Origin of the sequence: Oceanobacillus alkalisoli, from assembly GCF_021556485.1 — a bacterium.
Taxonomy (GTDB): domain Bacteria; phylum Bacillota; class Bacilli; order Bacillales; family Amphibacillaceae; genus Oceanobacillus; species Oceanobacillus alkalisoli.
This window is the reverse complement of the sequence record NZ_JAKGBW010000084.1, coordinates 1-287: the sequence shown is the minus strand read 5'-3', so window position 1 is coordinate 287 and position 287 is coordinate 1. Positions and strand designations below refer to the sequence as shown.

The window sequence follows — 287 nt, the reverse complement described above, 5'->3', positions numbered from 1 at the left end:
ATACTTCCTGCCTTGCTTCTTCGTTAGGGTTGTCCTTGATTTGGCGCATGATGTTCACGCGGTCGGCTATCATGATAAGGATAACGCGCATGTCTTCGGCAAACGAGAGGAGCAGGTTCCGGAAGTTCTCCGATTCGATGGCTGGGTTTTTCTCGTACAGTTCGTTTATCTTGACCAGTCCGCGGATGATGCCCGCCACGTCTTCTCCATACATCTGGCGGACGGATTCCAGCGTGCACAGGCGGTACTTCACCGATTCGTGGAGCATGATGCCCAAGATGGAAGCC

1 protein-coding gene is annotated in these 287 nt (G+C 53.3%); it reads right to left on the bottom strand.

Annotated elements, in window-relative coordinates:
- Positions 1 to 287, bottom strand: a 287-nt coding sequence (locus LZD48_RS19355; RefSeq protein WP_235764144.1) for an HD domain-containing protein, incomplete at both ends; no start/stop codon positions are given.